This window comes from Virgisporangium ochraceum (genome assembly GCF_016863655.1).
In the GTDB taxonomy this organism is placed as follows: domain Bacteria; phylum Actinomycetota; class Actinomycetes; order Mycobacteriales; family Micromonosporaceae; genus Virgisporangium; species Virgisporangium ochraceum.
The window spans coordinates 34,633-52,539 of sequence record NZ_BOPH01000047.1; the positions used below are offsets into that span (position 1 = coordinate 34,633).

The 17,907-nt window shown below is 71.5% G+C and carries 20 protein-coding genes; 8 read left to right on the forward strand and 12 right to left on the reverse strand.

The window, feature by feature from the left end:
• Positions 1-18 precede the first annotated feature (18 nt).
• A complete protein-coding gene (locus tag Voc01_RS18295; protein ID WP_203928666.1) occupies positions 19-450 on the reverse strand; it encodes a cytochrome c oxidase subunit 4 in 432 nt (143 codons plus the stop codon).
• Positions 447-1,367, reverse strand: coding sequence for an aa3-type cytochrome oxidase subunit II (gene ctaC, locus Voc01_RS18300; RefSeq protein WP_203928667.1), 921 nt, complete (start codon positions 1,365-1,367; stop codon positions 447-449). Before ctaC ends, Voc01_RS18295 begins: the two co-directional genes overlap by 4 nt.
• A 98-nt stretch (positions 1,368-1,465) precedes the next feature.
• On the opposite strand from ctaC, the gene Voc01_RS18305 reads away from it, so the two are divergent.
• On the forward strand, positions 1,466-2,551 hold the full coding sequence (locus Voc01_RS18305; protein ID WP_239160291.1) for a cysteine desulfurase family protein: 1,086 nt from the start codon (positions 1,466-1,468) through the stop codon (positions 2,549-2,551).
• Between the two features lie 44 nt (positions 2,552-2,595).
• Positions 2,596-2,763 carry a sulfurtransferase TusA family protein gene (locus tag Voc01_RS18310; RefSeq protein WP_239160296.1) on the forward strand — a complete coding sequence of 56 codons (168 nt, stop codon included), beginning with the start codon at positions 2,596-2,598 and terminating at the stop codon, positions 2,761-2,763.
• On the opposite strand, the gene Voc01_RS18315 is transcribed toward Voc01_RS18310, so the two are convergent.
• From Voc01_RS18315 to Voc01_RS18335, 5 genes are all read right to left on the reverse strand, one after another.
• Positions 2,739-3,152 (reverse strand): DUF4395 domain-containing protein, encoded by a 414-nt coding sequence (locus Voc01_RS18315; RefSeq protein ID WP_203928669.1) that lies wholly within the window; start codon positions 3,150-3,152, stop codon positions 2,739-2,741. The two genes, Voc01_RS18310 and Voc01_RS18315, sit on opposite strands and share 25 nt — an antisense overlap.
• Positions 3,149-3,511 carry a thioredoxin domain-containing protein gene (locus Voc01_RS18320; protein WP_203928670.1) on the reverse strand — a complete coding sequence of 121 codons (363 nt, stop codon included), beginning with the start codon at positions 3,509-3,511 and terminating at the stop codon, positions 3,149-3,151. The genes Voc01_RS18315 and Voc01_RS18320 overlap by 4 nt, the downstream gene beginning before the upstream one ends.
• A gap of 77 nt (positions 3,512-3,588) precedes the next feature.
• Positions 3,589-4,566, reverse strand: a complete 978-nt coding sequence (locus tag Voc01_RS18325) for a carbohydrate kinase family protein (RefSeq protein ID WP_203928671.1) — start codon at positions 4,564-4,566, stop codon at positions 3,589-3,591.
• A 118-nt stretch (positions 4,567-4,684) separates the two neighbouring features.
• Positions 4,685-5,059, reverse strand: a complete 375-nt coding sequence (locus Voc01_RS18330; protein WP_373873835.1) for a HesB/IscA family protein — start codon at positions 5,057-5,059, stop codon at positions 4,685-4,687.
• A gap of 101 nt (positions 5,060-5,160) precedes the next feature.
• Positions 5,161-6,285 carry a glycerate kinase family protein gene (locus Voc01_RS18335; protein WP_203928673.1) on the reverse strand — a complete coding sequence of 375 codons (1,125 nt, stop codon included), beginning with the start codon at positions 6,283-6,285 and terminating at the stop codon, positions 5,161-5,163.
• Positions 6,286-6,356: 71 nt separating this feature from the next.
• On the opposite strand from Voc01_RS18335, the gene nadA reads away from it, so the two are divergent.
• The 3 genes from nadA (at position 6,357) to Voc01_RS18350 (ending at position 9,695) form a co-directional block, all read left to right on the forward strand.
• A complete protein-coding gene (nadA, locus tag Voc01_RS18340; protein ID WP_373873832.1) occupies positions 6,357-7,520 on the forward strand; it encodes a quinolinate synthase NadA in 1,164 nt (387 codons plus the stop codon).
• A gap of 128 nt (positions 7,521-7,648) precedes the next feature.
• A complete protein-coding gene (gene murA, locus Voc01_RS18345; RefSeq protein WP_239160297.1) occupies positions 7,649-9,034 on the forward strand; it encodes a UDP-N-acetylglucosamine 1-carboxyvinyltransferase in 1,386 nt (461 codons plus the stop codon).
• A 43-nt stretch (positions 9,035-9,077) separates the two neighbouring features.
• Positions 9,078-9,695: a DUF3043 domain-containing protein gene (locus Voc01_RS18350; RefSeq protein WP_203928675.1), complete on the forward strand. Its 618-nt coding sequence runs from the start codon at positions 9,078-9,080 to the stop codon at positions 9,693-9,695.
• A 193-nt stretch (positions 9,696-9,888) separates the two neighbouring features.
• Here the strand turns inward: Voc01_RS18350 and Voc01_RS18355 are convergent, their stop codons facing one another.
• The 3 genes from Voc01_RS18355 to Voc01_RS18365 all read right to left on the reverse strand — a co-directional run bounded on the left by Voc01_RS18355 (position 9,889) and on the right by Voc01_RS18365 (position 12,710).
• The gene (locus tag Voc01_RS18355; RefSeq protein WP_203928676.1) at positions 9,889-10,839 is read right to left on the reverse strand and encodes an ABC transporter ATP-binding protein; all 951 of its coding nucleotides are present in this window, start codon (positions 10,837-10,839) and stop codon (positions 9,889-9,891) included.
• A gap of 289 nt (positions 10,840-11,128) precedes the next feature.
• The gene (locus Voc01_RS18360; RefSeq protein ID WP_203928677.1) at positions 11,129-11,929 is read right to left on the reverse strand and encodes an ABC transporter permease; all 801 of its coding nucleotides are present in this window, start codon (positions 11,927-11,929) and stop codon (positions 11,129-11,131) included.
• A complete protein-coding gene (locus Voc01_RS18365; protein WP_239160292.1) occupies positions 11,922-12,710 on the reverse strand; it encodes an ABC transporter permease in 789 nt (262 codons plus the stop codon). Before Voc01_RS18365 ends, Voc01_RS18360 begins: the two co-directional genes overlap by 8 nt.
• 92 nt (positions 12,711-12,802) lie before the next feature.
• Here Voc01_RS18365 and Voc01_RS18370 point away from each other — a divergent pair, with 92 nt between their 5' ends.
• Together Voc01_RS18370 and Voc01_RS18375 are read left to right on the forward strand one after the other, a co-directional pair.
• Positions 12,803-13,984, forward strand: coding sequence for a WG repeat-containing protein (locus Voc01_RS18370; RefSeq protein WP_203928679.1), 1,182 nt, complete (start codon positions 12,803-12,805; stop codon positions 13,982-13,984).
• A 20-nt stretch (positions 13,985-14,004) separates the two neighbouring features.
• Positions 14,005-15,003 carry an aldo/keto reductase family protein gene (locus tag Voc01_RS18375; RefSeq protein WP_203928680.1) on the forward strand — a complete coding sequence of 333 codons (999 nt, stop codon included), beginning with the start codon at positions 14,005-14,007 and terminating at the stop codon, positions 15,001-15,003.
• A 48-nt stretch (positions 15,004-15,051) separates the two neighbouring features.
• Here Voc01_RS18375 and Voc01_RS18380 read toward each other — a convergent pair whose 3' ends face one another.
• A complete protein-coding gene (locus tag Voc01_RS18380) occupies positions 15,052-15,819 on the reverse strand; it encodes a site-2 protease family protein (RefSeq protein WP_203928681.1) in 768 nt (255 codons plus the stop codon).
• Positions 15,819-16,022 (reverse strand): hypothetical protein, encoded by a 204-nt coding sequence (locus Voc01_RS18385; protein ID WP_203928682.1) that lies wholly within the window; start codon positions 16,020-16,022, stop codon positions 15,819-15,821. The genes Voc01_RS18380 and Voc01_RS18385 overlap by 1 nt, the downstream gene beginning before the upstream one ends.
• Before the next feature lie 82 nt (positions 16,023-16,104).
• On the opposite strand from Voc01_RS18385, the gene Voc01_RS18390 reads away from it, so the two are divergent.
• Positions 16,105-17,664 (forward strand): bifunctional adenosylcobinamide kinase/adenosylcobinamide-phosphate guanylyltransferase, encoded by a 1,560-nt coding sequence (locus Voc01_RS18390; protein WP_203928683.1) that lies wholly within the window; start codon positions 16,105-16,107, stop codon positions 17,662-17,664.
• Positions 17,665-17,907: the final 243 nt, after the last annotated feature.

The following is a 17,907-nucleotide window of genomic DNA, read 5'->3' on the forward strand; positions in this document are numbered from 1 at the left end:
TTCGTCCTCTGTGGGCGCCTACTCGGCGACCCGGCGGGAGCCCGTGTAGTACTCGAACAGCAGACCGCCGGTGGCGAAGATGATCGACGCCGCGCCGACCATGATGAGCCAGATCTGCATGTACACCAGGCCCAGCGCCGCGACGAAGCACGCCGCCGCCAGGCCGAACGGCCAGTAGCTGCCGGGGCTGAAGAAGCCCAGGTCACCGACGCCCTCGGCGATCTCACCGTCGGGCCGGTCCTCGGGGCGGGGCTCGATGCGCCGCGACACCACGAGGAAGAAGCCGCCGCACATGAGCGTCAGGAGCCCGGTGAGGATCAGGCCCACCGTGCCGACCCACTCGACGCCGAGGTCGGCCGGGTTCATCTCCTTCGTCCACCAGGCGTAGATCGCCGCGACGATGAAGCAGAACGCCGCGATGAGCCCGAAGAGCCGCCATTCGCTTTTCACCGGGTCACCGCCTGCGGGTCGTTCTGCTCGGGTTCGCGCTGGAACGGCCGCGTCGTGGTGGCGTAGCCCTCCTGGCCGATGGCCTCGAGCGCCTCCGGGGTGCTGCGGCCCTGCTTGCGCAGGTCGATGTAGCGGGCGAAGTCGCTCTCGCTGACGGCGCGCAGTTCGAAGTTCATCATCGAGTGGTAGGCGCCGCACAGCTCGGCGCACCGGCCGACGAACGCGCCCTCCCGGTCGATGGTGACCTGGAACCGGTTGACGATGCCCTCTTCCTCACCGTCTTCCTTGATGCCGCCCGGGAACACGTCGCGCTTGAAGAGCATCTCCGGCACCCAGAACGAGTGGATGACGTCTTCGGAGTACTCACGGAACTCGATGCGCTTGCCGGTGGGCACCACGAGCACCGGAATGTAGTCGCTGGCGCCGATCGTGGTGACCTCGGAGCCGGCCGGCCCGGAGACCTCGTCGCCGTCGACGCTCGTGTGCTTGAACTTCCAGTTCCACTTGAACGCCACGACGTCGACCACGACGTCGGGGTTCGGCACGCGCCGGTCGACGTAGGTCTGCACGATCGCGGTGTAGTAGAAGAGCACGCAGACCACGAGGACGGGGATGACCGTGTACAGGAACTCCAGCGGCATGTTGAACCGGGTCTGCGGCGGCAGCTCGTCGCCCCGCTTGCGGTAGCGCACCACGCACCAGAAGATCAGGCCCCACACGAAGACCCCGACCACCAGCGCGGCGATGCAGGCCGCGATCCACAGCTCGTACATTCGACGGCCCTCGGGCGTGATGCCCTTGAACCACCCGAAGCCCCGCACGCTCTCGTCGAACGAGCAGCCCGAGAGCAGCACCGCGACGGTGACTCCCAGGCCGGCCAGCCGGGCCAGGCGCCACCCGCGTTCCCTTGCCAACACCTGAGCTCCTGCCTCATGACGGCAAACAACCGATCCAGCCGCACATTACTCGACGTCGCCGCCCGGTTTGGCGTGGGGGCCGAACGTACCGTTGTGTCGTGCCTGGGTATTTCGACGCCGCTACGGCGGCACCTCTCCATCCGGTTGCCGTACAGGCGATGCGGGCCGCGTTCGAGGTCGGCTGGGCCGATCCCGGGAAGCTGTATCCGGTGGCGCGCCAGTCCCGCCAGCTGCTCGACGCCTCGCTGGAGGTGCTGGCCGAGGCGCTCGGGGCGCACCGGGACGAACTGCACCTCACCGCCGGCGGCACCGAGGCCGCCCACCTGGCCATCGACGGCGTCCAGCACACCGGGGCCGTGGTGCACTCGGCGGTCGAGCACTCGGCGGTCATCAAGGCGGCGAACGGCCGCGCTCACGTGGTCCCGGTGGATCTTTACGGAAGGGTCGACGCCGACGCCTTCGCGACGGCCGTGCGCACGACGGATCCCGCCGTGGCCGCGCTGCAGAGCGCCAACCACGAGGTCGGCACCACGCAGCCGGTGGCGGAGGTCGCGGCCGCGTGCCGGGAGGCCGGGGTGCCGCTCTACGTCGACGCGGCGCAGTCGGTGGGCCGCCAGGCCGTGCCCGGCGGGTGGTCGCTGCTGTCGGCCAGCGCGCGCAAGTGGGGCGGACCGGCGGGCGTGGGCGTGCTCGTGGTGCGCAAGGGCACCCGCTGGGCCGACCCGCGGCCGATGGCACCGCCGGTGAACGTTCCACTGGTGGTGGGCGCGGCCGCCGCCGTGCGCGCGGTGGTCGCGGAGGCCGAGGCCGAGTCGCGCCGGCTCGGAGCGCTGGTGGACCGCGTGCGCGCGGGCCTGGTAGCGGCGGTCACCGACATCGAGGTGGTGGGCGACCCGGTCGACCGGCTGCCGCACATCGTGACGTTCTCCTGTTTGTACGTCGACGGCGAGGCGCTGCTGCACGGCCTGGCGCGGGAGGGGTTCGCGGTGTCGTCGGGGTCGGCGTGCACCGCCGACACGCTGCGCCCCTCGCACGTGCTGGCCGCGATGGGCGTGCTGACCCACGGGAACGTGCGGGTGTCGCTGCACCGCGAGACGACCGACGACGAGGTCGACCGGTTCCTGGCGGTGGTGCCGCGGGTGGTGGACCGGCTGCGGGCCGAGGCCGGGGTGGTGGGGCTGTGAAGGTCCTGGACGCCCGGGGCAAGCGGTGCCCGCTGCCGGTGATCATGCTGGCCCGCCTGGTGCCCGAGGTCGAGGTGGGCTCGGTGGTGCGGGTGCTGGCCGACGACCCGGCCGCGGCGGTCGACATCCCGGCGTGGTGCCGCCTCCGCGGGCAGGAGTTCGTCGGCGCGGTCGAGGACGGGCCGGGCTACGACGTGCGGCGGGTGCGCTGAAGCGCCACGTACACCTCGCAGCCGAGGCACAGCCCGAACGCGGCGTTGAGAAACGCGGCGGCCAGTCCGAGCCCGGCGAAGGTGGCACCGAGCCCGGTGAGCCCGCCCAGGTAGCCGACCGTGGCCACCGCCAGGAACGCCAACCCGACCCGCTGCGCGAACCTGACGGGTTCCGGGCTCTCCTTCTCCGTGGGCGGCCGCAGCCGGGGCCGCACGAGCCACCGGTAGACGAGCGCGTACGGGTTCCAGCCCGGGTCGACCGACCCGAGGGCGAACGCGGCGGTCTGCGCGAGCGTGAGCCAGCCGCTCCCGGTCACCAGCACAACCACCAGCACGACGGCGGTGACGGCCGCGACGAACCGCGGTCCGCGGGGGTCGAGGCCGGTCACGGGGTCACCGCCGCTTCCAGGTCGGCCCGCTTCGGGACGCCGGTGGCGCGCCACACGGGCTTGCCTTCTTCATCGAGGACGAACAGGGTGGGTGCCCGCCACACGTCGAAGGCCCGGGCCCGGTCGAGGTCGACGGACGCGTCGACCTCCCGGTACGGGGCGTCGATGGTGGCGCAGAGCTCGCGGACCCGCGCGCAGGTCGAACAGGTCGGCGTGGTGAACAGCAGCAGGCTCACACCGCCGCCTCCGGCTCCGACGCTCCTCGGCCGGCCCTGGCGGCGGCGCCACCCGACGCCGACGATCGTGGCGGCCACCAGCACGGCGGCCGCCACGACCCATCCACTCCCGCTTGCTCCCACCGGTCTCCACGCTAGGCCCGGCCGGCGGGAAAAACTACCCTTCTCCTACGGCGAAAGTAGGAGATCCCCCTCACGTGCTACGGGAGGAACGGACGCACCTCGTCAGCGGCGTCGTCGCCGTACGACTCGGCCAGCCGCTTCGCGAACTCGTCGCCGCGCAGCACGTACTCCTGCGGGCCGACGGTCTCCAGGACCATCGTCGCCAGCAGCGCGCCGACCTGCGCCGAGCGCTCCAGCGACAGCCCCCACGACACGCCGGCGAAGAACCCGGCGCGGAAGCCGTCGCCGACGCCGGTGGGGTCGAGGATCTGCACCTCGCGGGCGGCCGGGACCTCGATCGGCGCGGGCAGGTCGCGGCCGACGATGCGCACGCCCTGCGCGCCCAGCGTGGTGATGTGCACGCCGACGAGGCCCAGCAGGTCGGCGTCGGTGAGGCCGGTCTTCGACCGCAGCAGGTCGGCCTCGTAGTCGTTGGTGATCAGGTAGGCGGCGCCGTCGATGAGCTGCCGCGCCTCGGCGCCCGACATCCGGGCCAGCTGCTGCGACGGGTCGGCGACGAACGCGTAGCCGCGCTCCCGGCTCTCCTCGGTGTGCCGGACCATCGCCACCGGGTCGTTCGGGCTGATCAGCACCAGGTCGAGGCCGCCCAGCCGCGCGGCGGTGGGCTGGAGCTCGATGTTGCGGGCCTCGGCCATCGCGCCGGCGTAGAACGAGGCGATCTGGCACAGGTCGTCGTCGGTGGTGCACACGAACCGGGCGGTGTGCGCCGTCTCACTGACCAGCACCGACCCGCAGTCGACGCCGTGCCGCTCCAGCCAGGACCGGTACTCGGCGAAGTCCGACCCGACCGCGCCCACGAGGGCGGCCGCCACGCCCAGCTGGGCCAGCCCGAAGCAGATGTTCGGACCGATACCGCCGCGCCGCACCACGAGGTCGTCGACGAGGAACGACAGCGACACCTTGTGCAGCTGGTCGGGAAGCAACTGCTCGGCGAAGCGACCAGGGAAGTGCATCAGGTGGTCGGTGGCGATCGAGCCGGTGACGGCGATCTTCATAGGGGAACCCCAGATGGACGGAGAGCGAAAATCCGGCAGCGATCAGCGTACCGAGGGACGGCCCGGGAGCACGACGGGCCTGCCGGACGTGTCCGGCAGGCCCGTCGTGCGGGAACGACTAGTGGAACGAGTCGCCGCAGGCGCAGGAGCCCTGGGCGTTGGGATTCTCGATGACGAAGCCCTGTGCGTCGATGCGGTCGAGGTGGTCGATGCTGGCACCCGACAGGTACGGGATGCTCATCCGGTCGACGACGAACTCGAAGCCGTCGTAGGCGTCGACCTTGTCACCGTCGAGCGGGCGGTCGCACCAGAACAGCTCGTAGCGCAGGCCGGAACAGCCACCCGGCTGCACGCGGACACGCAGCCGCAGGTCGTCGCGCCCTTCCTGGGCCAGAAGAGCCTTGGCCTTCGAGGCGGCAGAGTCGGTCAGCGTCACGCCGGTGTTGTTGGCGGCGCCTTCCTTGACTTCTTCGGTGTGCGAAGCGGTCACGATGTGTTGCTCCTTGGCGCTTGATTGCAGTTACTTGGCGTTTGGGACACGTCGTGATGGTCAACACGCGTCACCACGGACAGCATTCCCATTGTCTCACGCTCTCAGGAACCCGCCCACTGGCCGGCGAGCCGTTCCGCGAGCCTCCGCAGCCCGTCCGCCGGCCGGGACATCGCTTCCTCGACGCCGCCCAGCTCGTCCACCAGCGAATGCGCCTCGGTGACTCCGGCCGCGGCGGCCTCCCGGCGGCCGGCGCTCACGCGTCCCGCCAGCACCACGCACGGCACGCCGCGGTCGCGCGCGCCGGCCGCGACCCCCGAGACCACCTTCCCGCGCAGCGACTGGTGGTCGAACGAGCCCTCGCCGGTGATCACCACGTCGGCGTCGTCGAGCTGCGCGTCGAGGCCCACCGCGGCGCGGACCAGGCCGATCCCCGACTCGACCGTGCCGCCGAGCGCGAGAAGGGCGGCGCCGATGCCGCCGGCCGCGCCGGCGCCGGGCCGCGCCGCCAGCTCCGGCGGGCACCGTTCCAGATCCCTTTCGAGGACGGAGGCGAAGCGCTCCAGCGCGGCGTCGAGGCGCATCACGTCCTCCAGTTCGGCGCCCTTCTGCGGGCCGAAGATCGCGCTGGCGCCGTGGATACCGGTGAGCGGGTTGTCGACGTCGGTCGCGGCGACCAGCGTCACACCGGCCCGCAGCCGGGGCGTCCCGGTGAGGCCGACACAGCCGGCCAGGGCGGCGCCCCCGTACGGCAGCACCAGGCCGGCCCCGTCGACCGGGGCCGCGCCGAGCGCGGCGAGCATGCCGGCGCCGCCGTCGTTGGTGGCCGAGCCGCCGAGGCCGACCACCACCCGCCGCACGCCCGCCTCCATGGCCGCCACCAGCAGCACGCCCAGGCCGTAGGACGTGGTGCGGTTCGGGTCCCGCTCACCCCGGTCGAGCAGGTGCAGCCCGCACGCCTGTGCGCTCTCGACGTACGCGGTGTCGCCGGCCACCAGCACCTCACCGGTCACGCGGCGGCCGAGCGGGTCGACGATGGGCACCGGGAGCCGGTGGCCGCCCAGCGCGGCCGCCAGGACCTCGACGAACCCGGGCCCACCGTCGGCGAGCGGAAGTGTGACCACCTCGTCGCGCGGGGACCGGGCCCGCCAGCCGGCCTCGACGGCGGCGGCCGCCTCGACGGCCGACAGGGTGCCGGCGAACTTGTCCGGACAGATCAGCACCCGCATGGAGGTGGAGTCTGTCAGGTCACACCGCCGGAACGGGAATAGGCGAGCGGGATCATGCAATTATTATCAACGTGAGCTTTACTGAGCCGTCGCCCACCGCCACCGCCCTGCTCCTGCTCGGCCGCGGCAGCGACCCGTCGAGCGAACGCGGGGTCGACTGTCCGGGCGAGCTGCCCTCCCCCAGCGACCCCGACCTGGTCGCCCGCGCCGCCGCCGCCAAGGCCGCCCTCGGCGACCGGCTGTTCATCCTCGGGCACCACTACCAGCGCGACGAGGTCATCCAGTTCGCCGACGTCACGGGTGACTCGTTCAAGCTCGCCAAGGACGCGGCGGCCCGGCCGCAGGCCGAGTACATCGTGTTCTGCGGCGTGCACTTCATGGCCGAGTCGGCCGACATCCTCACCGCGCCCGAGCAGAAGGTGATCCTGCCCGACCTCGCCGCCGGCTGCTCGATGGCCGACATGGCGGTGCTCGGCCAGGTCGAGACCGCGTGGGAGCGGCTCGCGTCGCTCGGCCTCGCCGACACGACGGTGCCGATCACCTACATGAACTCCAGCGCCGACATCAAGGGCTTCGTCGGGCGCCACGGCGGCACCGTCTGCACGTCGTCGAACGCCGAGCGGGCGCTGAAGTGGGCGTTCGAGCGCGGCGAGCGGGTCATCTTCCTGCCCGACCAGCACCTCGGCCGCAACACCGCGGTACTGGAGCTCGGGCTGAGCCTCGACGACTGCGTGCTCTACGACCCGCACAAGCCCGGCGGCGGCCTCACCGGGGAGCAGCTGGCGAACGCGAAGATGATCCTCTGGCGCGGGCACTGCTCGGTGCACGGCCGCTTCACGCTCGACAGCGTGAAGGAGGTGCGCGAACGGGTGCCCGGCGTCAACGTGCTCGTTCACCCGGAGTGCCGGCACGACGTGGTGCTCGCCGCCGACTTCGTCGGCTCGACCGAGTACATCATCCGCACGATCGAGGCCGCGCCCGCCGGCAGCAAGTGGGCCATCGGCACCGAGCTGAACCTCGTGCGGCGGCTCGGCAACGCCCACCCCGACAAGCAGATCATGTTCCTGGACCGCACCGTCTGCTACTGCTCGACGATGAACCGCATCGATCTCCCCCACCTCGTGTGGGCGCTCGAGGAGCTGGTCGCGGGCCGGGTGGTCAACGAGATCACGGTCGATGCCGACACCGCGCACCACGCCAAGGCGGCCCTGGCGCAGATGCTGGCACTGCCGTAGCCAGTTACTTTTCGTAGTCGTGTAACTCCCTCACGGCTTCGTGCCAGGTCAACGCGTCGGTCGATTCGCAGGTGATGGTCTTGTGGTTATGCTGCGTCGGCAACGTCACGGATCGGGTACCTGAATCGATCCGTTCGACTACCGAGCGTTATCCACAGACTTTCCGTTTCCGGGTGGAGGCTGCGTTGACCACCGACGTCCTTGTCGTGCACGGCGGCTCGCCGTTGCGCGGGCAGATCCGCGTTCGCGGAGCCAAGAACCTCGTCTCCAAGGCGATGGTCGCGGCGCTCCTCGGCGACTCGCCGAGCCGCCTGTACGACGTGCCGGCCATCCGGGACGTCGAGATCGTCCGCGGTCTCCTCGAGCTGCACGGCGTGCGGGTCTCCGACGGGGAGGAGCACGGCGAGCTCGTCTTCGACCCGGCCAACGTCGAGCGCGCCAACGTCGACGAGATCAACGTGCACGCGGGGTCGAGCCGGATCCCGATCCTGTTCTGCGGGCCGCTGCTGCACAAGCTCGGCCACGCGTTCATCCCCGACCTGGGCGGCTGCAACATCGGTGGCCGGCCGATCGACTTCCACCTGCAGGCGCTGCGCGAGATGGGCGCGGTCGTCGACAAGACGCCGTCCGGGCTCGACATCACCGCGCCGAACGGGCTGCAGGGCACCAAGTTCGAGCTGCCGTACCCGAGTGTCGGCGCCACCGAGCAGGTGCTGCTGGCGGCCGTGCGCGCGCACGGGGTCACCGAGCTGCGCAACGCGGCCGTCGAGCCGGAGATCATGGACCTGATCGCGATCCTCCAGAAGATGGGCGCGATCATCAACGTCCACACCGACCGGGTGATCGAGATCGAGGGCGTCGACCGCCTGCGCGGCTACACCCACCGGCCGATCCCCGACCGCATCGAGGCGGCGAGCTGGGCGGCCGCGGCGCTGGCCACCGGCGGCGACGTCTACGTGCAGGGTGCCCGCCAGGCCGAGATGATGACGTTCCTGAACCTGTACACCAAGGTCGGCGGCGCGTTCGACATCGACGACTCCCCCACCGGTGGCATCCGGTTCTGGCACCCGGGCGGCGAGCTCAAGGCCGTTCTGCTGGAGACCGACGTGCACCCCGGGTTCATGACCGACTGGCAGCAGCCGATGGTCGTCGCGCTGACCCAGGCCCGCGGGCTGTCGATCGTCCACGAGACCGTGTACGAGCGACGCCTCGGCTACACCGACGCGCTGAACCAGATGGGCGCCACGATCCAGACCTACCGCGAGTGCCTGGGTGGCACGCCGTGCCGGTTCGGCCGGCGCAACTTCACCCACTCCGCGGTGATCGCCGGTCCGTCGAAGCTGCTGGCCCACGACGTGGTGATCCCCGACCTGCGGGCCGGGTTCAGCCACCTGATCGCGGCGCTGGCGGCGGAGGGCACCTCGCGGGTCTACGGCGTGGAGCTGATCCGGCGCGGCTACGAGGACTTCGAGGCCAAGCTGGCGGCCCTCGGTGCGTCGGTCGAGAAAGGCTGAATCGGCCGACAACGCTTGAACGACGCTCGGTTACTCTGACTGCGTGCCGTCGCTGTTCAAACGCAAGACCGTCGAAGAGACCGAGCCAGCGGTCGAGGTCGTCGAGGAGGTGCGTCCCAAGGGGCGCACCTTGAGCAAGCGCGAGCTCGGCCAGGAGACGAAGAAGCGGCCGAGCGCCAACCCGCGCTCCGCCGCGACCGCGCCGCCGGCCGACCGCAAGGAGGCGCTGAAGCGCTCCCGCGAGAAGGCCCGCGAAGACCGTGCCGAGCGCCGCGCGGCGATGATGGCCGGCGACGACCGGTACCTCCTCCCCCGCGACAAGGGCCCGGAGCGCGCCATGGTGCGCGACGTGGTCGACCGGCGGCTCACCATCGGCACCTGGTTCTTCGGTGGCGCGCTGATCGTGCTGATCGGCTCGTCGGCCGCGATGCCGCCGCTCGTCCAGGCGGTGTCGAACGTCCTCTGGGCCCTGCTGGCGCTCGGCACGCTGGTCGACAGCATCCTGCTCGGTCGCGAGGTCAAGCGCCGGATGCGCGAGCAGTTCCCGAAGAGCACGCAGAAGCTGACCTCGCTGTACCTGTACGCCTCGATGCGCGGCCTGACGTTCCGCCGCCTCCGCGTGCCGAAGCCCCGCGTCAAGATCGGCCAGAAGCTCGACTGACCCGCCCGGTAGCGGGCGGGGCCGCCTTTCATAAACGACGCTCGATCCAGTGCGCTTTCCCGCCCGCGGGGCGCACCGGATCGAGCGTCGTTTGTGCGCGGGCCGACGCGCAGCAGTGGCGGCAGGTGCGCGGTGGCAGGTGCGCGGTGGCAGGTGCGCGGTGGCAGGTGCGCGGTGGCAGGTGCGCGGTGGATCAACCGCCCGAGTAGAGCTTCGCCACCACGTCCTCGATTTCGGGTTCCAGGATTGCCACGTCGCGCAGCTTGCCCGTGCCCGCCAGTGCCGCCAGTAGCGGGCCGGGTGGGCCGGTCAGCGCGTAGGTGAGGCGACGACCGCCGCTCTCGGTGGCCTCCAGCAGGGCACCCGGCACGTCCAGGGGGTCGGTGGGCTCGTCGAGGTCCACCACCACCCGCCGCTGGGAACCGTAGCGGGAGTGCAGGTCGTCGAGGGTGCCGTCATGCACGATGCGGCCGTGGTCGACCACGACCAGGCGGCGGCAGAGGCGTTCGATGTCGGCCAGGTCGTGGGTGGTCAGCACCAGCGTGGTGTCGCCCTCGGCACCCAGGTCGGCGAGGAACTCGCGCACCGCCTGCTTGCTCACCACGTCGAGGCCGATCGTGGGCTCGTCCAGGAACAGCACGCTCGGACCGTGCAGCAGGGCCGCGGTCAGCTCGCCGCGCATGCGCTGGCCCAGCGACAACTGGCGCACCGGCTGGTCGAGGAAGGAGTCGAGGTCGAGGAGACGGCGGCAGCGCGCCAGCCGGGCGGCGTGGTCGGCCGCCGGCACCCGGTAGATGTGGCGGAGCAGGTCGAACGAGTCGGCCAGGGGCAGGTCCCACCACAGCTGCGACCGCTGGCCGAACACCACCCCGATGCGCCGCGCCATCGCGACCCGCTGCGGCACCGGCTCGAACCCGCACACCCGCACGTGGCCGGCCGACGGGAACAGCACCCCGGTGAACATCTTCAACGTGGTGGACTTGCCGGCGCCGTTCGGCCCGATGTAGCCGACCATCTCGCCCGCCTCGACCGTCAGGTCGATGCCGTCGACGGCGGCCACCACGCGTCTCTCCCGTCGCAGCCGACCCGTACGCTGGCGTACGGTGAAGTCCTTGCGCAGTTCGCGCGCCTCGATCACGGCCACAGCGGCACCCCTCCTAGTGTCCTGAGTCGTTGATTCGTTTGCGGTCGTGGTGTGTCACTGTGCGTTCGGACGCCCTGTCTTCGCGGGGCTTCGGGGTGTGTGTTGATCGTTGTTTGAGGAACGGAACTGCAGTGGGGCTTCACGTTCGTTCCTCGGACGACGATCAAGGCGGCCGGCACAGACGTAGTGGGCGGATTTGGGGTGACAGACAGTGGTGGCGGGGGTCCGTCCGAGCTGAATGTCGGCTTTGCCCAATCCGCGACTGCGCGCGAACCTGCGACTCGGGACACTAGGAACCGGTACTGCGGTACCGGCGCACGCCGGCCCGCCACAGCAGGGCGGCCGCGCCGCACGCCACCAGCCCGACCGGCAGGCTCAGCCAACCGAACCAGGCCGGCCCTCCGAGCGGGTCGGATCGGCCGAGCAGCACAAGCGCCGGGTAGTAGCCGGTGAAACCGAGCCCGAGCCCGAACGCGAAGACGTTCCGGAACGCCGGGCCGTACACGGTGATCGGGTAGGTCGCGAAGTCCCGGCCGCCGTAGGTGAAACTGTTGCTGAACTCGCCCGACTCGATCCACCAGAACGCCACCGTGCCCGCGCCGGTGAAGATCGCGCCGAAGAGTAGGGCGCCGCCCAGCGAAGCTGCCAGTACCAGTGCTGTTCCGGTGGGCGTCCAATCGACCCCCGACCACGCCGCCGCGACCGGGACCAGAACGACCGCGACGGCCAATCGCCCGGCCCGACGCGGCGCGAACTCCGTCGCGACGAGCTGGCCCAGCGCCCCGAGCGGACGCAGCAGCACCGCGTCCATGCGCCCGGTGCGCACGAGGTTGCGGATGGTGTCCATGTTGCCGACGACCAGGTCGGCGGTGGCGAACCCGACCGTGGCGAGCGTCGCCATCAGCATCGCCTCGGCCGTCGTGAACCCGGCCACCAGCCCGGTGGCCTGGAACAGCACCACCACCGCCGACAGGTCGAGCAGTCCGATCACCACCGAGCCGAGCACGTCGAGCCAGAACGACAGCCGGTACTGCGCCTGGGCCCGGGTCTGCGCGGCGAACAGCCGCAGGTACGGAGCGACCTCAACCACCCTGCACCACCAGCTTCCGTTCCGCGCGGCGGTGCACGGCCCGCCCGACCGACAGCACCACCACCGCCCAGAACGCCTGCGTCGCCACCATCAGGTACGGGTGGTCGGTCCGCTCGACGAGGATGTCCATCGGCGCCTGCACCATCGACGCGAACGGCAACCCGTAGACCAGCACCGTCGACCACGGCTCCGGCACCAGCCACAGCGGGAAGTACAGGCCCGACGCCGCGCCCGACAGCAGCAACCACAGCACCATCGGCCCGCGGACGTCGAGCAGCCAGTACGCCGAGCACGTGACGATGAACCGGCAGCCGAAGCAGACCGTGACGGCCAGGCACAGCGACACCGCGAACAGCGGGTACGTGGCCGGGTCGGCCGGCAGGTACATCCGGAAGAACAGCAGACCGGCCGCGACCGGCAACGTGAACCGGGTGAGCAGGTGGTAGACGGCCCGGCCGACGTCGGTGGCGAACTGGTGCCGCAACGGGTCGACCGGGCGCAGCAGGTCGACCACCACGTCGCCGTTGCGGATGCGCTCGGCCCGCTCGCCGATGTCGCCCCACAGCGCCACCACGGCGAGGATGCCCTGGCTGCAGAAGACGAACGTGGCGATCTTCGCCCCGTCGTATCCGGCGATGGAGCCGCCGGCGGAGGCGGCCACCGCGAGAAGCGTGTAGTAGCGCAGGAACCCGAACGTGATGTTCGTGGTGGCTCCCGCGACGGTCGCGATCCGGTAGGTCGCATGCCGCCGGAAGCCCGCCCGGGCCAGCGCGAGGTACACGGAGCTCTCCTTGAGCGGGGTGCCAGCGACCGCGAAGAATGTAGTCGGGCGTCGAACCGGGCGCACCCGACTTTCGCGGAGGTAGTGACCGGATGGGTGACCGCGATCCGTTCCGGCTGCTGGCCGAATACCGGTACACGTTCGATCCCGACACCTTGCGGGAGGTCCTCGACGAGGCCGACACCGCGCTGTTCGAGGAGATCCGCGCCGGCCTCACCGCGCAGCTCGAAGCCGCGCGCGACGACAGGTCGCGCGCGCGGCTGCTCAGCGTCCGCGCGGCGGTCGCGCGTGGTCTCGGCGATCTGGGACCGGCGAGAGCGGACGGGGTACGCGCGCTCGCGTACGCCGAGTCGGTCGGCGACCTGGTGCTGCTCTCGGCGGTACAGACGCGGTTGGCGCACGTGCTGCAGTGGCTCGGCGAGTTCGAGGCGGCCGACCGGCTGTTCGCATACGCCCTCTCCCCCGACCTGCCCGACCGGGCCCTCGCGGCGACACACCAGCACGCCGGCAAGTGCGCCTTCGACCAGGGCCGCTACATCGAGGCGGTGACCCACTTCGAGAAGGCGCTGGAGCTGCGGCGCGACGACCCCGACCCGGGGCTGCTGGCGAGCACCGAGGTCGCGCTCGACGGCGTGTTCCGGAAGGTCGCCGAGCACGGGTGGGGCCCCTACGCGCGTCCCGTCGAGGAGATCCTCGGTGTGCGGCCCGCGCCCGAACCGGCGTTCGACGGCCACTGGGGCTACGCCCTCGACGGTCGTTTCGTGATCGCGCCGATGTTCGCCGACGCCCAACCGTTCTCCGGCGGCGTCGCGTGGGTGCGGCCGCTGCAGGCCCGCGGATGGGCGCTCATCGACGAGGTCGGCGGCCAGCTGATCGCGCCGTCGTACGACGAGGTGCGCCCGTTCCGGCGCGGGCTGGCCGCGGTGGCCCGCGCCGGCCGGTGGGGCGCGGTCGACCCGGCCGGCGCGGTGGTCGTCCCGCTGGAGTTCGACGGGTTCGCGACGGCGCTGCACGACGGCCGGTATGTCGACGGGTTCAGCGACGGCGGCTACGCGGTGGTGCGGCGCAACGACCGGTCGGGTGTCGTCGATCACACCGGTGCGCTGCTGGTGCCGACGGCGTACACGGGCGTGGTGCTGCACCCGGTCGCGTTTCTGGTGACCGACGGCCTGCACTGGGGTGCGCTCGACCGGGACGGGCGGCCGCTGCTCGACCTCGTGCACCCGAGCCGCACGGCGCTCGACCCGTTGTTGATCACGCGGGTCGACCGGTAGGTGGATAAGGTCTGGAGATTATGGAATTCCGACACCTTGGCCGCTCCGGGATGCTGGTGAGCGCCATCTCGTACGGCAACTGGATCACGCACGGCTCCCAGGTCGAGGAGGATGCCGCCACCGCGTGCGTCCGTGCCGCGCTCGACCTGGGCATCACCACCTTCGACACCGCCGACGTCTACGCCGGGACCCGGGCGGAGGCGGTTCTCGGCCGCGCGCTGAAGGGCGAGCGCCGCGAGGGCCTGGAGATCTTCACCAAGGTCTTCTGGCCGACCGGACCCGGCCGCAACGACCGCGGGCTCAGCCGCAAGCACATCATGGAGTCGATCAACGGCTCGCTGACGCGGCTGCAGACCGACTACGTCGACCTCTACCAGGCCCACCGGTACGACAACTTCACGCCGCTCGAGGAGACGATGGAGGCCTTCGCCGACATCGTGCACAGCGGCAAGGCGCACTACATCGGCGTCTCGGAGTGGCGGGCCGAGCACATCCGGGCCGCGCACGAGCTCGCCCGCGAGCTGAAGATCCACCTGGTCTCGTCGCAGCCGCAGTACTCGATGCTGTGGCGCGTGATCGAGGCCGAGGTCGTGCCCACGTGCGAGGAGCTGGGCATCGGCCAGATCGTGTGGTCGCCGCTGGCCCAGGGCGTGCTGACCGGCAAGTACCTGCCGGGTCAGGCCCCGCCGAGCGGGTCCCGGGCGACCGACGACCAGGGCGGCGCCAACATGATCAAGTCGTGGCTGCGCGACGAGGTGCTCGAGGCGGTGCAGAAGCTCAAGCCGATCGCCGACCAGGCCGGCTGCACGCTCGCGCAGCTCGCCGTGGCGTGGGTGCTGAACAACAGCAACGTGTCGTCGGCGATCGTCGGGGCCACCCGGCCGGAGCAGCTGACCGACAACGTCAAGGCGCTCGACGTCACGCTCGACGCCGACATGCTGAAGGCGATCGACGAGGCCCTCGGCGACGTGGTGACGACCGACCCGTCGAAGACCCAGGTGCCGGCGCAGCGCCCGTAACGGTGGGTCCGCGGTGCGGCGCCTGCGGGCGTCGCACCGCGAACCGCGCTACAGCCAGAACCGGAACAGGCGGAAGCCGTCTCCGTAGAGGTCCTCGGGGAGACCCAGCGCGTTGGAGATCGCGAAGACCACGCTGAAGAACGCGTTGTTGATCCGCGGCTCCCACAGCAGGGCGAACAGCAGCAGGAACCCGAACGGCGCCACCTTGGCGAAGCCGCGCTGCCAGTCGGGCTTGAGCCACGGCTCGATGAGGTTGCCGCCGTCGATGCCGGGAATCGGAAGCAGGTTCAGCAGCGACGCGGTGATCTGCAGGAACGCCAGGAACGCCACCGCCGCCCAGAACTCGAAGTGGGCGTAGATGTCGACACCGATCGCGAACGGGACCGTGAGAACCAGCGCGAACAGGATGTTCATCGCCGGCCCGGCGAAGCTGACGAAGCTGTCCCAGCCCTTGCCGCGCAGCCGGTGCTTGTCGACCCACACCGCGCCGCCGGGCAGCCCGATGCCGCCGAGGATGACGAACAGCACCGGCAGGATCACCGACAACAGGACGTGCGAGTACTTCAGCGGGTTGAGCGTCAGGTAGCCGCGGCCGGCCACGCCGTGGTCACCACCGCGGAAGGCGGTGAGCGCGTGGGCGTACTCGTGCAGGCACAGCGACACCAGCCAGCCGGCGACCACGAACAGGAAGACGTTCACCCCGGAGTGTCCGAAGCCCTGCCACAGCATCACCCCGGCGGTGACGAACAACGCGACGATGGCCAGGAAGATGGCGCTCGGCCGGAACGCGCTCCGGGGTGCCCTGACCTCGTACATCACTCGGTGGTGGCGGGCGTGAGCGGCATGCGGTACTCGAGCCGGTTCTCCTCGTAGAGCGCCACCCGCAGCACCCCACGCGCGCTGAGCTCACGCCAGCTCTGGCCGATCCAGCTCTCGGCGTCGGACTGGCTGGCGAACGCCTCGTTCGGGCCGTCGAGCGCCCCGCCCTGCGCGTCTTCGTACCGCCACGTCCACGCCATGCCACGCTCCCTGAACTTGATTGTGCCCAAGGGTACCGGGGCGGCAGGGTACCGCCGCTGCGCGGGCCATAGGCTAGCGGGCATGTCCTCCACGCGCGTCCTGGTACTGGGCGGGTTCGACGCCGGCCAGGCGGAGTTCGCCGAGACGCTGCTCGGTCCGGCCTCCACGAGGCTCGACGTCACCGAGCCCGACGCGGTGGCGGCCGGTCTCGCCGGCGCCGCGGCGTCCGACGAGATCCTCGTCGCCGACCTCGACGAATGGGTCACGGAGCTGCTCGACGCGGTGTCCGGATGGGCCGACCGGTCCCATGCCGACGAGGCCATCCGGGCGCTCGCCGACGCCCTCGCCGGCACCGCCGCGCGCCGCGTGGTGCTGGTGAGCCGCGAGGTGGGCCTGGCGGTTCCCGCCGGTGGACGGGACACGGTGTACGCGGCGGCGCTCGCGAAGCTCAACCGGGCGCTGGCGGAGGCGTGCGACCGGGTCGCGCTGGTCGTCGCGGGCCAGGTCGCGTGGCTCAAGGGTGGACCGGCGCCGGTGACCAGCGGGGAGGTCGCGCGGCCCGCGATCGTGCCGATCGAGGTCGACGCCGGGATCCCCGAGCGGCCCGACCTCCTGGTTCCCGACGAGACCACCGCGTCGGCGGCCGGTCTCCAGCTGCAGGGGCTCGACTTCGTCGGCGCCGGGCTGGGCGCGCTCACCGACGTCGTCCGGTTCGCCGGCGGCACCCAGGGGCGGGCCGCGCCGCAGCCGTGGCGGTCGGCGCGGGTCATGCTGCTGCACGGGATCCACGCCGGCGGCGCCGCGGCCGGCGACGACCGCGACTCGGTCGACCGGCGCCTCGAGCAGGCCCACGAGGGGGTCGGGGCGCTGGCGCTGCTGGCCGGCGCGGCCGGTGCCTCGATCAGCACGGTCGAGTGCCCGCCGTCGGCGGCCATGGAGACCGGCGACGCGCTCACCGCCCAGGAGGTGGAGGCGGCGCTCGCGCAGGGCTGGAAGCTCGCCGAGGCCGCCGTCGACGAGGGCGCCGACGTGCTGGTGCTCGCCGCGCTCGGCACCGGTCAGGAGGCGGCGGCCGTCGCGCTCACCACGCTCACCGCCGGCGGCGAGCCGGCCGCGCTGCTCGACCGGGTGGTGGCGGCGTCGAGTTCGATCAACGACCTGGCGTGGATGACCCGCTGCGTCACGGTCCGCGACGCGCTGCACCGCGTGCGCACCCGGCCGCGTGACCCGCGCAGCCTGCTGGCCACGGTCGGCGGCGGCGACATCGCGGTGGCGACCGGCATCATCCTCGGCGCCACCTACCGGCGCACCCCGGTGCTGATCGACGGCCCGGTCGGCATCGCGGCCGGCCTCGCGGCCCGCGACATCGGACCGCAGAGCCGGCTCTGGCTGCAGCTGGCCGACCACGGCGGCCACCCCCTGGTCCGCTTCGGCGGCGACGTGCTCGGCCTGAGCCCGGTGCTGCACCTGCGGATGCGGCTGGGCGAGGGCACCACGGCACTGGCGGCGCTGCCGCTGCTGAACGCGGCCCTGACCGTGTCGGCCGGCACCCCGCCGAAGCCGGTGGCGCCGCGCGCCGACGACCCCGGCTTCGCCGACTTCCCGACGGCCGAGCTCCCGCTGGTGAAGCAGAACCCCTGACGCCTCCCGACCCCCCTCTCCGCCGATCTTGCAGTTGTGGCCCCCCTCAAAACACGACATTTCCGCAAATAGGGGCGGCCATAAGTGCAAGATCGACGCAGGGCTCGGCAACGGCACGGGGCTCGGCAACGGCACGGGGCTCGGCAACGGCACGGGGCTCGGCAACGGCACGGGGCGCGGGCGTGTGTCACTGGGCGTTCGGATGCTCTGTCTTCGCGGGGGTTGGGGTGTCTGTTGATCGTT

What these genes read in the sequence shown, in the direction of transcription:
- Voc01_RS18385 (WP_203928682.1), bottom strand. Translation starts at nt 16,022, where the DNA reads ATGGCGTGGACGTGGCGGTACGAAGACGCGCAGGGCGGGGCGCTCGAC.
- Voc01_RS18325 (WP_203928671.1), bottom strand. Translation starts at nt 4,566, where the DNA reads ATGAAGATCGCCGTCACCGGCTCGATCGCCACCGACCACCTGATGCAC.
- Voc01_RS18310 (WP_239160296.1), top strand. Translation starts at nt 2,596, where the DNA reads ATGCTGGCCCGCCTGGTGCCCGAGGTCGAGGTGGGCTCGGTGGTGCGG.
- Voc01_RS18390 (WP_203928683.1), top strand. Translation starts at nt 16,105, where the DNA reads ATGTCCTCCACGCGCGTCCTGGTACTGGGCGGGTTCGACGCCGGCCAG.
- Voc01_RS18375 (WP_203928680.1), top strand. Translation starts at nt 14,005, where the DNA reads ATGGAATTCCGACACCTTGGCCGCTCCGGGATGCTGGTGAGCGCCATC.
- Voc01_RS18370 (WP_203928679.1), top strand. Translation starts at nt 12,803, where the DNA reads ATGGGTGACCGCGATCCGTTCCGGCTGCTGGCCGAATACCGGTACACG.
- Voc01_RS18335 (WP_203928673.1), bottom strand. Translation starts at nt 6,285, where the DNA reads ATGCGGGTGCTGATCTGTCCGGACAAGTTCGCCGGCACCCTGTCGGCC.
- Voc01_RS18380 (WP_203928681.1), bottom strand. Translation starts at nt 15,819, where the DNA reads ATGTACGAGGTCAGGGCACCCCGGAGCGCGTTCCGGCCGAGCGCCATC.